The 14,258-nt window shown below is 56.5% G+C and carries 15 protein-coding genes and 1 pseudogene; 13 read left to right on the plus strand and 3 right to left on the minus strand.

All coding sequences use genetic code 11. From position 1 onward, the window contains the following. The first annotated feature begins 389 nt into the window (after window positions 1–389). Window positions 390–674, plus strand: coding sequence for a hypothetical protein (locus tag BM029_RS14205; protein WP_092437048.1), 285 nt, complete (start codon window positions 390–392; stop codon window positions 672–674). A 387-nt stretch (window positions 675–1,061) separates the two neighbouring features. Then, window positions 1,062–1,169, plus strand: a pseudogene (locus BM029_RS26500) (hypothetical protein); the annotation flags it as partial. 760 nt (window positions 1,170–1,929) lie between these two features. On the opposite strand, the gene BM029_RS14225 reads toward BM029_RS26500, so the two are convergent. The 3 genes from BM029_RS14225 to BM029_RS14235 all read right to left on the minus strand — a co-directional run bounded on the left by BM029_RS14225 (window position 1,930) and on the right by BM029_RS14235 (window position 4,432). Further along, complete coding sequence (locus BM029_RS14225; RefSeq protein ID WP_092437052.1) at window positions 1,930–3,318, minus strand: phosphatidylinositol-specific phospholipase C domain-containing protein; 1,389 nt, start codon at window positions 3,316–3,318, stop codon at window positions 1,930–1,932. 162 nt (window positions 3,319–3,480) lie between these two features. Further along, entirely contained in the window at window positions 3,481–4,248 is a 768-nt protein-coding gene (locus BM029_RS14230) for a DNA adenine methylase (protein ID WP_092437054.1), read from the minus strand. After that, the gene (locus BM029_RS14235) at window positions 4,220–4,432 is read right to left on the minus strand and encodes a Com family DNA-binding transcriptional regulator (RefSeq protein ID WP_092437167.1); all 213 of its coding nucleotides are present in this window, start codon (window positions 4,430–4,432) and stop codon (window positions 4,220–4,222) included. Before BM029_RS14235 ends, BM029_RS14230 begins: the two co-directional genes overlap by 29 nt. Before the next feature lie 248 nt (window positions 4,433–4,680). On the opposite strand from BM029_RS14235, the gene BM029_RS14240 reads away from it, so the two are divergent. From BM029_RS14240 to BM029_RS14290, 11 genes are all read left to right on the plus strand, one after another. After that, entirely contained in the window at window positions 4,681–5,355 is a 675-nt protein-coding gene (locus BM029_RS14240; RefSeq protein WP_092437056.1) for a phage baseplate assembly protein V, read from the plus strand. Beyond that, window positions 5,352–5,696, plus strand: a complete 345-nt coding sequence (locus BM029_RS14245) for a GPW/gp25 family protein (RefSeq protein ID WP_092437058.1) — start codon at window positions 5,352–5,354, stop codon at window positions 5,694–5,696. The genes BM029_RS14240 and BM029_RS14245 overlap by 4 nt, the downstream gene beginning before the upstream one ends. Next, window positions 5,693–6,583: a baseplate assembly protein gene (locus tag BM029_RS14250; RefSeq protein ID WP_092437060.1), complete on the plus strand. Its 891-nt coding sequence runs from the start codon at window positions 5,693–5,695 to the stop codon at window positions 6,581–6,583. Before BM029_RS14245 ends, BM029_RS14250 begins: the two co-directional genes overlap by 4 nt. After that, window positions 6,580–7,134, plus strand: coding sequence for a phage tail protein I (locus BM029_RS14255; protein WP_092437062.1), 555 nt, complete (start codon window positions 6,580–6,582; stop codon window positions 7,132–7,134). Before BM029_RS14250 ends, BM029_RS14255 begins: the two co-directional genes overlap by 4 nt. 4 nt (window positions 7,135–7,138) lie before the next feature. Further along, window positions 7,139–8,680 carry a hypothetical protein gene (locus tag BM029_RS14260; protein ID WP_092437064.1) on the plus strand — a complete coding sequence of 514 codons (1,542 nt, stop codon included), beginning with the start codon at window positions 7,139–7,141 and terminating at the stop codon, window positions 8,678–8,680. After that, window positions 8,680–9,243 (plus strand): tail fiber assembly protein, encoded by a 564-nt coding sequence (locus BM029_RS14265; RefSeq protein ID WP_092437066.1) that lies wholly within the window; start codon window positions 8,680–8,682, stop codon window positions 9,241–9,243. The genes BM029_RS14260 and BM029_RS14265 overlap by 1 nt, the downstream gene beginning before the upstream one ends. 26 nt (window positions 9,244–9,269) lie before the next feature. Beyond that, window positions 9,270–10,442 carry a phage tail sheath protein gene (locus BM029_RS14270; protein WP_092437068.1) on the plus strand — a complete coding sequence of 391 codons (1,173 nt, stop codon included), beginning with the start codon at window positions 9,270–9,272 and terminating at the stop codon, window positions 10,440–10,442. Window positions 10,443–10,463: 21 nt separating this feature from the next. Beyond that, on the plus strand, window positions 10,464–10,973 hold the full coding sequence (locus tag BM029_RS14275) for a phage major tail tube protein (RefSeq protein ID WP_092437069.1): 510 nt from the start codon (window positions 10,464–10,466) through the stop codon (window positions 10,971–10,973). Between the two features lie 80 nt (window positions 10,974–11,053). After that, the gene (locus BM029_RS14280; RefSeq protein WP_211482480.1) at window positions 11,054–11,389 is read left to right on the plus strand and encodes a phage tail assembly protein; all 336 of its coding nucleotides are present in this window, start codon (window positions 11,054–11,056) and stop codon (window positions 11,387–11,389) included. A gap of 8 nt (window positions 11,390–11,397) precedes the next feature. Further along, on the plus strand, window positions 11,398–11,514 hold the full coding sequence (locus tag BM029_RS14285; RefSeq protein WP_092437071.1) for a GpE family phage tail protein: 117 nt from the start codon (window positions 11,398–11,400) through the stop codon (window positions 11,512–11,514). Between the two features lie 14 nt (window positions 11,515–11,528). After that, entirely contained in the window at window positions 11,529–14,249 is a 2,721-nt protein-coding gene (locus tag BM029_RS14290) for a phage tail tape measure protein (RefSeq protein ID WP_092437073.1), read from the plus strand. Window positions 14,250–14,258 lie beyond the last annotated feature (9 nt).

The raw sequence follows: 14,258 nt of genomic DNA on the forward strand, positions 1-14,258 counted from the left end.
GAAATAGATAATGGATCGCAACTTTGTAAAATCGCGCCATAGCGTTTTCCCGGAAAGGTTAAAAAGTTGCGTCACGACATTCGCATTCCAGGTTGTAATCACGAGTTTGCGGCTCACACATTGGCTGCCGTCGTTATCAGTTGCGTACCATCGACGGCTCACCAACTCACGTTGGACAGCCGTTACCGTGGCCTGTTCGAAGCACATTTTGTTTTTAATCACCTTGTATTTTCTGACTAATGATGCGTTGTTGTTATACGTAAATACTCACGTGGGAATTGCGCAACAGCATAGTTAAATGGTCTCAATTGTTAGCTTTTTTACTAGTTTATTTGCCATAGACGATTTAATATCAAATCGTCTCCATACAAAAAAAAAGAGGTGACGACATGGGATGGTTTAACAAATTGGCGGCCAAATATATTCTGACCCCGGAAAAGCTGGCGGAAAATGAATTACGCGATACACGCTTGGCCTTGTATCAATCAGAACGGCAGTTGCTGGAAGCGCAAATGCGAGTCGATTATTACTGCAATATTCTGACCTTCCTCGAAGCCATTACCGTCGACGGCGTAGAAAGTGTCGCCGAATCGCAGAGACCAAAACTGTCCTCACAAACGCCAGTACCGCAGCGGCGCGCACCAGATCTGAGTTCTTACCGAGGCGGAGCCTGACCTCAGACTCGCATGGGTTTCATGCGGCGCAAACGATCAGGCATGGATCGCTGTTTATGCTTATTCGTTTTCGCCGCAACTCGTGCCGCAACTCCCGCGACGGATGAAGTAAAGAACTGATTACACGTCTCAAGCAAGCTTGATTGCGGTCGGCCAGCGTACCCATTGCGAAACGGTAGCTCGCGTCGTCACGCCTAGGGCCGCACGCCTGCCACGCGTTTGTACTCCCAAAATCGGAAGGCTGCGGTGTTTGAGAAAATTCGCACAAAAAATAAATCTCAAGACCCTGCAGAACGAAAATCAGCTGTCGGTCGGTTTCTTCGGGCGAGTGGCACGCATCGCTCGCGTGCACCAGGAGGGGTTAACGGATAAGGTCGCAAAAAAGGACCGGCATATCACTATCCGGCCCGGCCTTTACTCGGCTTTGGCGTCTCTGATCAATCATTGATTCGTGAATCTCTACTGCGGCATTTCGATGTAGTAATCACGACTTGATCTGACATGACATGCTCGAACGTGAATGTCTCGATTCGACGGCGGATCCGAAGCGAATCCAGGACAACACACACATTGGGGTGATTGGGGTTGATGAGGCGCTGGAAAAATTTAACGCGAGGGAATATATGCCGATATACTTGATGCACGGATCAACGTTATTTAACGTTGACGTCAAAAATTTAAGATGACAGGTCTACATGAAATATAAACTTGTGCCAAAGAAAAATTTAATGCCTCGTGTATCTCCATGGTGCAGTTTGTGTGGCGCGCGAGGGCCTGATGATTGCCATTGTGACGTCTCTGACTGCACCTGAATGACATCTCCCGCCGCCAGCATCCTGGCGGTTTTTTTACCAAGTAGGGGGTGGGCAAGGGTCAAGGGCCAGGCCGCAGCCCGACCGAAGGGAGGGACCGGGCGAGGACTGGGGCGAAGCCGAATCACTAGTTCGCGGCTCACGCCAAGTTGACCATACGTCCTGCCGATACTGTACTTAATGTCTAACCCCATGTCCGTAAAACCGTCGAACACCCGGCGAATATCTGGAGCGATTAGCCGACTAGCATGACGTCTAATCAGTGACCGCGTCGTGCATGGCGGGCAGCAGGCCATACCTTCACCATGTCTCGTCGATGGTTAACCTTACTTCACGCTACGTCATCGGCGGCTTTATCAAGCTGAGCCAAGATGGTGGTTTGGCTTAAACGAACTACAGGGAAAAAGTGCCGCGCCGCAGGCATTCCCGAAGCACGGCTGATTTCAGCTTAGAGTGGCGGATTCAGTGACTTGTCCCGCAGGGATGAACGCAGCATTGGGATCCGTGAATGTATTGGTGGCGATGATTACATTCAGAAGACGGTCACCCATTTCGTCTGGAACGTCCATTGGTAAGATGCCGTAACGTGCGGGGGGACTCTTCAACAGGTAGTCATGGAGTTTGGGGTTAATATACCGGGAAACGACAATGGGAGCCATGAAGCCAGTACCGCTCGAGAAGTTGATGTACAACTTCTCCATGTCGGGGTCTGCTCGTGCCTCGTCCAATACGGGCTTCATGTATACATCGAATTTTGTGTCGACGTTGAACCCGGAATAGGACTTATACTCGTCTTGGATTCGTAGGGTCACACCCCAATGGTTCGTGTGCGTTTCAGTAGAATTTTGTGGCCAAAGTGCACCACTGGCGTCAATCCCTCCGACATCCGCGTTCCCTGGATAATGTTCAAATCGTCGTAGAAGGACGATCTTGCCGCGCACATCACGCAAATGTGGTATCGATGTGCCTGTCGAAATCCTGCCTGCATCGGCAAACGGCTGCAGGGTGGGCAGAATCAATCTCTCAAGTTTTTCTCTATCGTCATTTTCATCTTTCACAGACATGATTATGCATTCGGACGGGTTCGCAGCCAGAAAATCTGAACACATCTGCAATGCCTGGCTGAAGGTCAGATTCAGGTGAACCCCCAGGGGATCCGCCCCGTGACTGAACCAAAGGCTTTGTGTTCCTTCGAAAAAAAGGCCTACGTGAAGGCGGAAGTCGAGAAATCGGACCCCGCGTTCGAGTTGCTGCTGGATGTCGATCTGTTGACATTGCGCCAGTGACATGTCCGTCAGATACGTTGCCGTGTCATGTGTTCCAGGGATCGTTAAGGCGGACAGGAGCTTATTCTCGTTAACATAATGCATCCAGTTCTTGCCGCTATAAGGGTAGATGAATCCATTTTCCTTGTTATCTTCATTGACGAACCCGAAAGTACCGGGGTGGTCCATGGCCGGAGTGGTGGTAAGCAAATGCACACCAGTTGCATGCTTGTACCATCGAGATAGGTGAACGGCATCTCGCGGTTTATGGTCCGGTGCGAAGACGTACCCTTCGATCCTCTCAAACACGTACCCCGCTTTCGCCGCGTCTTCGGCCTCATTAGATGTATAGAGGTGGAGAAGATACGGCTTCTCTCGCCGATATCGTAGCAGCGGCTTCAAGCCCGGCGCAGGCGAACTGAATATGTATCCAATTGGTGTCAACTCTACGTATTCCGGACCGAAGCCTTCAGTATGCGTTGTAGTTGTATAGAAATAGTCGCCGGTAGAATAGTGTTGAAATCGGCGTAACAGTTTCAGATGGGAAAACACTTCCTCTGGCAACATGATAGCTTTCTCCTATTGAATGCGAAGGCGGAAATTTCCGCATGGCAATATTAGCAAATTTCGAAGAACTCAGCTTATTCACTTGAATAAGCTCGTATGCCATCTCTGCCCTATCGTGGGGTATTCACTTGGAGCTATGCCCCAGGTGATAAGCACGTAGACCTAGAAAAGCTGTGTCATCACGTCCGCATTCCAATTGGTAATCACCAGCTCGCGGCTCACGCCTGGCTGTCCATGCGTGCTCCCGATGCTGTATTTGATGTCCAGTCCCATCATCGTAAATCCATCAAACACCCTGCGAATGTCGGGATGGTCGTTGATGCTGACCATCACGCGGCCCTTACAGGTCCGCATGAATTCCGCCATCTGCTCGTATTGTTCGATCCCAAAATCCACGCCATAGCCCGCCATCTGCCAATACGGCGGATCCAGGTAAAAGAACGTGTGCTCCCGGTCGTAGCGCTTCATGCATTCCAACCAGGGCAGGTTTTCCACATAGGTACCAGCCAAGCGCAAGCGGGCAGCTCGCAGATTTTCTTCAATCCGGGTCAGATCGATGGCCGGCCCGGTGGTGGCGGTGCCGAAATTTTGCCCGGCGACCTTGCCGCTGAAGGCGTGCTGCTGTAGGTAGTAAAACCGGGCGGCTCGCTGAATGTCGGTCAATATCTCCGGTCGGGCATCCTGATGCCATTTGAATAGATCCCGGCTGCTGAACGCCCACTCGAACTGCCGCACGAATTCGGCCATGTGGTGTTGCACGACCCTGTACAGGTTGACCAGTTCACCGTTAATGTCGTTGATGACCTCGGTGCGTGCTGGCACACGTCGCAGGAAATACAGCGCGGCGCCGCCGCAGAATACCTCGACATAGCATTCATGCGGCGGGAATAAAGGGATGAGTTTATCGGCCAGGCGGCGTTTGCCACCCATCCAGGGAATGATCGGACTTGCTTGCACGTACTGCTCCACTGTCAGATGCTCGATGGCATGCTGGTACGGGGCGCGTGGCTCTCAGATGATTTAATGTGCCGCAACGGGGGCATTTTATGGACAGGGTGATGTATTCACCTTGCCCGAGTTTGCGGGAACAACTTCCACAACGAATATCTTGCATTTGGGTATACCTGCGCGAATATGATAGCCTTCGGCCTACCTGTACAGGTGGCGCGGCCTTGGCCTTGCTTGCAGCCGTATTCTGCTGGCACGGTGGCGTGGTCAGTGCCTCAATCACTGATTGCGTCGCCGCGTTCTTTTTCCAGACCGGCACTGTAGTACGCCACCTCGCAACAAAACATCCCTTGGCAGTTGGTAACGCGGATATCAACCCGCTACCAGGTGCGCCGATTCAGGTGACGCGGCAACATGCAACGCATGACTGCCGACTACTCCGACCTGCTGCGTTTAATCCTGAATCTGATTCGATTCGGTACCATTGCCGACATCAATCACGACACCCACCGCGTGCGCGTCAAGGTCGGTGAGAACGTCACCACATGGCGCCCGTGGATCACGTTACGGGCTGGCGATGCGCAGACCTGGTTTCCACCCTCCATGGGCGAACAAGTCATTGTGCTGTCACCCGAGGGCGATTTCGCCAATGCTGCGATTCTGCCGGCAATCTATTCCGACAAATTTAAATCGCCGTCCACTAACCCAGCACACCACACCACCCGCTATGTGGACGGGACCGTGGTCCAGTACGACAGCGCGGCGCGCACCTTGACGGCGACACTGCAAGATGGCACCAGCGTCACGCTCGCGCCTGGCAAAGTGACCTCGAACGCTGAAGACACAGAATGCACCGGCAACCTGCTGGTGCAAAAGAATCTGGTCGTCAACCAGAACCTGACGGTCAACGGTCTTTCGGCTTTAAATTCCGGCATGAACGTCCAAGCAGGCAAGACTGGCGGCCCCGCCGCCGTGGTGCAAGGCATCATCCAAGCTACCATGGACGTGGTCGCTGCCGGCATCAGCTTGGTAAAACATCCGCACGGCGGCGTAAAGCAGGGCGACGACGACACCGGTGGCCCGAAATGAGCGGCATGAATGCCCGTACGGGCCGCGCCATGTCCCGCCTGGCACACATCCGCCAGTCTCTGGCTGACATCCTCACCACGCCTATCGGTTCCCGCGTCATGCGCCGTGCGTATGGATCGGAAGTGCCGGAATTGATCGACCAGCCCTTGAACGGCGCTACGGTCCTGCGCATCTATGCCGCCACGGCTTACGCTGTGCTGCGCTGGGAGCATCGCATTGCCTTGACCGGCGTCCAACTGCAACGCGGTGCTGACGGACAGGCCACGTTGATCCTAGACGGCATCACCAATGAGCAGAGCGTCCAATTGGAAGTACCTGTTGGCTCCGGGGCGGCAGGATGAGCGCCGCTATCGACCTGTCGCAATTGCCTGCGCCAAATGTCATCGAACCACTGGACTACGAGATCATCCTGGCTGCCCACCTGGTTGACCTGGATGCGGAAGGTGTCGATCTTGACGAGCTGACGGAATCTGACCCGGCGATCAAGGTGGTGCAGTTGAGCGCCTACCGTGAATTGAAGTTGCGCCAGCGCATCAACGAAGCCGCCCGTGCCCTGATGCTGGCTTACGCGCTCGGCACCGACCTGGATCAGATCGGCGCCAACATGGATGTCCCGCGTTTACAGATCTGGCCGGCAGATCCCGACAAGGGAATTGCTGCCGTCATGGAGGCCGATGACGACTACCGCCGGCGCATCCAGCTGGCGCCACAAGGCATGTCCGTCGCGGGTCCAGAAGGCGCCTATATTTTCCATGCCTTAAGTAGCGACGGACGCGTGCGCAACGCGACAGCGACCAGCCCATCACCTGGTCAGGTAGTGGTCACCATCTTGTCGCATGAAGGCGACGGCACCCCCTCACAGGAGCTGCTGGATATTGTTGCCGAGCGCATGGCGGAAGATGGCATTCGTCCGCTGACCGACTATGTCCTGATTAACCCTGCGCAAGTCATCCACTATCAGGTGCATGCCAAGCTGTATAGCTTCTCCGGCCCAGACCCGACGGTGGTGCTAGCCGAAGCGACCAAACGCATGCAGAACTATGCGAAGGACGCGCACCAGCTGGGTCGCGTGCCTACCCATTCCGGTATCGATGCAGCGGTCCATGTGCCTGGCGTCGAGCGCGTCATCCTGGTTACACCGACCGAGGATCCAGAAATCTCCAAGCTGGTGGCGTATTACTGCGATGACGTACAGATCGAGTACGCCGGCATTTGGGGCAAGTCATGAACAAGAAAATCAAATCCCTGTTGCCGCCGAACTCCACGCCGCTGGAGCGGGCGCTAGAAGCGGCTACAGCACGAATCTCCGATGTGCCGGTCCCGCTTCGCACGCTCCACAATCCGGACGCCATCGATATTGAACTATTGCCCTGGTTAGCCTGGCACTGGTCGGTCGACAGTTGGAAATCCTATTGGACGGAAGAGGTCAAACGCGCCCGCGTGCGCAATGCCATGAAGATCCACCGGCAGAAGGGAACCGCCAAGGCGGTCAAGGACGTGGTGGCCGCCTTTGGCGGCGCCATCCTGCTGCGTGAGTGGTGGCAAAAAACGCCGATGGGCGAGCCGTACACGTTCGACCTGGTGATGACGCTGTCCGGCGCCGGCGGCCAATCCGCGACCGCTGAATTTGTCGACGATGTGATCGCCGAGGTCAATCGTACGAAATCGATTCGTAGCCATTTTACGTTTACCCAGGGAGTCGAAACGCAAGCCGCGATTGCCGTGGCAGCGACTGCCCGACCTGTGATTTATGCCCGCTTAAATTTGACTGAAGCCTAACCCTATGCCTGGACTCCAAATCATCATCACCAAGGCCGGCCGCGCCGCCTTGGTCAATGCCGAACACAACGGTACGGCGCCGCTCAAGATATCGGAGATCGGCATTACTGCAGCCGTCTTTACGGCCAATGAAGACACGACCGCCTTGCCAGGCGAGATAAAACGCATCAAGACCATTTCCGGCGAAGTTGTGGCGCCCGATACATTGCACGTCACTATCCGCGACGATGGCACCGACACCTATACGATGCGCGGCATTGGTTATTGGCTAAGCAATGGCGTCTTGCTGGGCGTCTACAGTCAGCCAGATCCGATTTTACAAAAGTCCACGCAGTCGATGATGCTGCTGGCCGCTGACGTGGTGTTTGCCAATATCAAAGCCAGCTCCCTAACATTTGGCGATGCCAACTTTACCAATCCGCCGGCAACGGTGGATCGCCAGGGGGTCGTTGAACTTGCAACCGTCGAAGAAACCAAGGCCGGGAAAGACGCTACGCTGGCGATCACGCCGGCAGGTTTGGTGCCGGCCATGGATCAGGCCATCGCCAATCACAGGGCGGACGCTGACCCGCATAAGCAATATTTGACATCGGACCGCGCAAACGCGCTGTATTTCCGCAGGCTCCCGGCATATGCCAGCAGCGACACCGACTGCGACACCTTGCTGGAAACGGGCGTGCGTGATGTCTCTGTCGCCAATGATCGCGGCATTACAGAAGCAACGCATTTGCCGGCTGGTGGTGACGGCTACGGTAGCTTGCTGACATTTAACGGCGGAGGCTTTGTGCGTCAGGTCTATACCGAAGGCGGTGTCACCCAACGCACTTGGGAGCGTTCCGGCTACATAGACCAAACGCCGCCGTTCAAAGCCCGTGTCTGGAAGCTGCTGTGGGATTCGGTGACGTTTGATCCCGCATCGAAGCAAAACAAGCTTGGCTTTACGCCGGTTCAGCAGGGCGGCGGTATTGGGCAGACGAACAACACGGTACGGATGGGCTGGTCAGGCAACGGGCTGAAGGTCACTGTAGATTCCTTAGATCTAGGCACTGTCGTTTTCGGGGACAGAGCTATGCGTTTGAACTGGAGCGGTTTTGGCGGTCAGCCGTCGTGGCTGTTTGGCGGCAATTCGCCCGACGCCGTCAACGTCTACAACCCCTCCAACTTCAGCGTCAATTATGCCAACAGCGCCAGCTATGCAACAAATGCCGGCAACGCCGACAAAGTCGGCGGCGTCCCGATGCGATGGGCGGAAAATCCTGGGGTACAGCCTTACTACTTGTACGGCGTCGTTGCCGGCAATCAGGAGATGACGCTGTTTAGCCGCACCCAGGTTGCAGTCGGCTCTTGCACGAGCGCGATGTATGCCAATCAGCTATCGGGCCAAGGCTTGTGGCACGGCGGCATCGGGGGCTACATCTTGAACAAGAACCACACCTCCCCCGAGATCGCGGGTGCGTGGGAATTACGCGGGCACGCCTACGACTACGGGTCGGGTGGCGACGGCGGTATCGGTACACGAACAGCCTTATGGCAAAGGGTAGCCTAATGGCAAAAATTAAAACAAAGCAGGCAATCGAACCGGTAGCTGAGAATCCCATCGGGGAGTCAGGAGAGACCACTCAGGTGTTGCCAATCATTATCGATCCGACTCCGATTCCGCCGGCACCGCCGAAGTCTGCCAACCCATTTGCCTTTTCCGATATCAAGGACGTCGTCCGGGTGGCGGCCGGTTTTCAGTGCGCAGTGAAATTTAATCACCATGATGACTATCTTGCCTATCTGGCTTGCGCCGAGGACGTGGAAGAGCATGGCCGGGCCATCCATGCGGCATGCGTTGCCCGGGCATCGGATGGTGTGCCGGACTATTTTCCGACCGATGCCGAACTATTGGAGGCGGTACAGGACCGCGCCAGCCGCGAACTGCGGCGCGCCACTAGCGAAGTGACCAAATACCAGGACCGCGTCGATATTGACGACGCCAGCGAAGCCGATATCGCCATGTTACGCGCCTGGAAAACCTACCGCGCCGGCCTCAACCGCCTACCGGACCAGGTGGACTATCCGCATCACCTCACGTGGCCAGTCGCACCCGACAGGTCGGCTCTTTAATCCATCACCAATCAACAGGAGGCCAAATGGCAACTGATTACCACCATGGCGTGCGCGTCATTGAAATTAACGAGGGAACACGCCCAATTCGTACCGTTAGCACCGCCGTCATCGGGCTGGTCGCCACCGCTGAGGATGCCGACCCGCTCACCTTCCCGCTGGACACACCGGTATTGCTGACCAATGTGATCGCCGCCTTGGGTAAAGCCGGAACGACGGGAACGTTGCGCCGGACGTTGGAAGCCATCGGCGCCCAAACCAAGCCATTTACGATTGTGGTGCGCGTAGCCGAAGGTGCCGACGAAGACGAAACCACGTCTAACGTGATTGGCACCACCACCGCCAGCGGCAAATACACCGGCATCAAAGCCTTGTTGGCGGCGCAAGGCAAGCTTGGCATCAAGCCGCGGATCCTGGGCGCGCCAGGGTTGGACACCAAGGCAGTGACGAACGCGCTGGTGAGCGTGGCGCAGCAGTTGCGCGGCTTTGTCTATGCGTCGGCGACCGGTTGCCTGACGAAAGAAGACGCCGTCCTGTATCGCAAGGATTTCGGGCAGCGCGAGCTGATGCTGATCTGGCCGGATTTCGTCAATTGGAATATCGCCACCAATGCCGAGGCCAGCATCCCAGCTGTCGCCTATGCCTTGGGCCTGCGTGCCAAGATCGATGAGGAAATCGGTTGGCACAAGACGCTGTCGAACATGCCGGTGAACGGCCCGACCGGCATCTCCAGCGACGTGTTCTGGGATCTGCAAGATCCGGCTACCGACGCCGGCTTTCTGAACGGGAAGGAGGTCACGACCTTGATTAACAACGGCGGCTTCCGTTTCTGGGGCTCCCGCACTTGCGAAGTGCCGGAATTTTTCTTTTTCGAGAACTACACGCGCACCGCCCAGGTGCTGGCCGACACCATCGCCGAGGCGCATTTTACGTATGTCGATAAGCCGTTGCACCCGTCCCTGGTCAAGGATCTGATTGAAAGCATCAATTCCAAGTTCCGTGAATTGAAGGCGCAAGGCTACATCATCGACGGCAGTGCCTGGTATGACGAAGCATTCAACAGCAAGGAAACATTGAAGGCCGGCAAGCTGGCAATCGATTACGACTACACACCGGTTCCGCCGCTGGAAAATCTCGTCTTCCAGCAACGCATTACCGACCGCTACCTGACCGATTTCGCTACCGCCGTCAACGCTTAACCATTTATAGGAGCCTCCCGCATGGGCATGCCAAAGAAACTCAAGGCCTTTAATCTTTTCGATAACGGCAATTCGTATCACGGTGAGGTGGACGAAATCACCTTGCCGAAACTCTCCCGCAAGATGGAGGAATACCGCGCCGGCGGCATGACCGGTCCGGTATCGGTGGATTTCGGCAACGAAGCCATCACACTGGAATGGACTGCCGGCGGCCTCATCCTGGAAGCCTTGCTGCAGTACGGCGCCAGAAGCCACAACGCGACGCAGTTGCGCTTTTCCGGTGCGTATGAAAACGACGACGATGGCACCGTGTCCACAGTGGAAATTGTCGTACGTGGCCGCCACAAGGAAATCGACATGGGCAACGCCAAGGCCACCGAAGACACCAAACAAAAATATACGACCGCTTGCAGCTACTACAAGCTGACTGTCGATAACCGGACGATTTACGAATTCGATTTCATTAATGGCGTCGAGAACATTGGCGGCCAGGATCGTAACGCATCGATCCGACGCGCTATCGGTCTGTAAGCAAGATCACGAACAACCCTAACCCCTTTCTTTTTTTACTTGTACAACCCTGACTTCACACTCTTATGAAAAACGCCACCATGAACAAGCAAGAAAACACCTCCCCGGACGCCACCGATTCCGGCATGTATAAAACCGTTCCCCTGGACGAACCCCTGACCCGTGGCGACACCCTGATCACCGAGGTGCAGATCAGAAAGCCCGTGGCGGGAGAACTGCGCGGCGTGTCCTTGATGGATCTGGGCAATCTGGACGTGGTTGCCTTGCAGCGCGTCCTGCCGCGTATCACCCTGCCGACCTTGACGCCCCATGATGTGGCGAAGTTGGATCTCGCGGATCTGATGTCCCTGGGCGCCGAGGTGGCCGTTTTTTTGCTGAAGAAAGCGGATCGCCCAGTGGTCTACCCGAATTCGTAGAAGATCCCATGGCCGATATTGCGACGGTGTTTCACTGGCCGCCGCAGGCCATGGACGATTTACCCATAGCGGAATTGATGGCCTGGCGCGAACGCGCCAGGGTGCGCAGTGGCGCGGAAGAATAGGATGACAATAAAAAATGAGCGACAAGCAATTGCGGTTACAGGTGGTCTTTGCGGCGCTGGACAAGCTGACCGGCCCGCTCAAGAAGATCACAGGCGAATCGTCCACCCTGGGTAAAGCCATCAAATCCAATAGCGACCGGCTGAAGGAATTGAACGCCCAACAGAAGGATGTGGGGCGCTTCCGCGAGTTGGGTGCCGGCCTGCAAGCCAGCGCCAGTAAATTGCGCGAGACGCAGCAGCAGATTGCCGCCCTGGCGCAAAGGATGCAGCAGACGACCCAGCCTACGCGGGCCATGGCCCGCGAATTCAATGCTGCCGTCAAATCCGCCGGTGCGCTGAAACAGGCCAGCCAGCAGCAAGGCGAACAAATGCAGATTCTGCGCACACGCTTGTCCGGCGCCGGTATCGATACGCGAAAGCTGGGTTCGGCACAAACCTGGTTGAAAGACAGCATCGCCTTTACCAATGCCGAATTGACAGCCCAGCAGAAGAAACTGGCGGCGGTCGGTGCGCAGCAGTTGAGGGTCAGCGCTGCCCGCCAACATGCCGACAAGCTGCGCACCACCGCCGGCAACGTGGCCGCCGCCGGCATCGGTTCGACCGTCGCCGGCGCAGCTGTCGGCGCGCCTATCGTCAAAGGATTGCAGGAGGCGAAGCATTACCAAACCGAGCAAGCGCGTGTTACCGCCCTGGGTCTTGGTCCCAAGATCAGCGCCGACGCCGAGAGCTACGCCCGCAGCATGAAAACCTACGGCACCAGCCACGCCGAGAACCTGGAACTGGTGCGCGACAGCATGTCCGTTTTCGGGGATCTTCCGCATGCGCAGATGGTGGCGCCCATGCTGGCTAAGATGAAATTCGCCAACAAGGCGTTCTATGGGGAAGAAGCCGGCGGCGAGAATGAGCGCAAGTTCATGGACATGCTGAAAGTCATCGAGGTGCGCGGCGGCACCACCAGTTCGGCCAAATTCCACGAACAGGCCAACATGGTGCAGAAGGTCATTTCCGCCACGGGCGGCCGCGTCGGTCCCACCGAGTGGCTGAACCTGATCAAGACCGGCGGCATCGCGGCCAAGGGCATGGACGAAAAATCCTTCTACTACGAGCTGGAACCGCTGGTGCAGGAGCTGGGCGGCTTTGGCGTCGGTAACGGTTTGATGTCGAGCTATAACAATCTCTACCAGGGACGCACCAGCAAGCGGGCCGCGATGAATCTGGACAAGCTGGGCCTGATTGGCGATCACACCAAAGTGAAACACGACAAAGTCGGGCAGACTGCCCAGCTGGATCCTGGTGCGCTGCTGGGCGCTGATCTGTTCAAGAAAAGCCAGTTTGAGTGGATGGAACAGATCCTGTTGCCGCAGTTGGCGAAGAATGGCATTGCCAGCAAGGACAAGATCCTCGACACCATCGGGAGCCTGTACACCAACCGCAAGGCCGGCGACCTGATGGCGAACATGTACTTGCAACGCCAGCAGATCCATAAGAACCGGAAATTGAACGAAGGCGCTTACGATGTGGACCAGCTTGAACCGCTGGGCCGGGAACAGGCCGGCGGCAAAGAAATGGAAACATTGGCCAAACTGGCGGATCTCAAGTTAACCATGGGCGAGAGGATCCTGCCGCTGTATTCCCGTGCCATCGAGTCCGCGACCACTGCCCTGGAGTGGTTGAACGGCTTCATGGAGCGCAATCCGGTCACGGCAAAAGCCATGATTATCGGATTCGGCAGCCTGGCGGCCATCCTGGTGGTGCTGGGTCCGCTGATGTTGGGCCTAGCAGCCTTGATCGGTCCCTATGCCATGTTGCATGTGTTGTTTGCCAAGATGGGCGTCAGCGGCGGCGTGCTGACACCGATTCTGCGGGGCGTTGGCACCGCCTTTTTGTGGCTGGGGCGCATCCTACTGTTTGTCGGTCGGGCCTTCCTGATGAATCCAATCGGGCTGGTGGTGGCCGCCATTGCGCTGGCCGCATACCTGATCTACCAATATTGGGAACCGATCAAAGGGTTTTTTACCGACCTTTGGGACGGTGTTGGCAACGTGTTTACTCGTGCCTGGGCAGCTATCAAGGGATTCGCCGGCGGGCTATGGGCGGACGTGCAGCAGGCATTCGCCGGGGGTATCAGCGGTGTCACGGCGCTGTTGCTGAACTGGTCCCCGCTCGGCTTGTTCTACCAAGTGTTCGCCGGCGTGATGAATTGGCTCGGCATCAAGCTACCTGCCAAATTTAGCGATTTCGGCCTGAACATCATGCAAGGGCTGGCGAACGGCATCACTGGTGCCCTCGGGACAGTCAAGATGGCTATCGGCGGCGCCAGTGATAGTGTCGTTGGCTGGTTTAAGGAAAAGCTGGGCATCCATAGCCCAAGCCGAGTATTTGCCGAGCTGGGCGATTTCACGATGCAAGGGCTGGCGATTGGTTTGCAGCGCAGCCAGGACAGCCCTATCCAGCAGGTCGGTGGCCTTGCCAAGCGGCTAACAGGGCTTGGCGTCGGCATCGCCATCGGCGCGGCCACCATGCCGGCGCTGGCCTTCGACACGCGGTCACCGATAGCACCACGTGCCGCCGGCGGTGGCATCGTTGTCCAAGGCGACACGATCACGATCTCCGTCACTGCGGCGCCCGGCATGGATGAGCAAGCCATTGCCCGCGCTGTGATGCTGGCGATCGAGCAGCGCGACAGGCAGAAGGCGGCACGGATGCGTTCCAGCCTGTCCGACAATCACTACTAAGGATTTTTT

This window comes from Collimonas sp. OK607 (assembly GCF_900111995.1).
Classification (GTDB): Bacteria; Pseudomonadota; Gammaproteobacteria; order Burkholderiales; family Burkholderiaceae_D; genus Collimonas.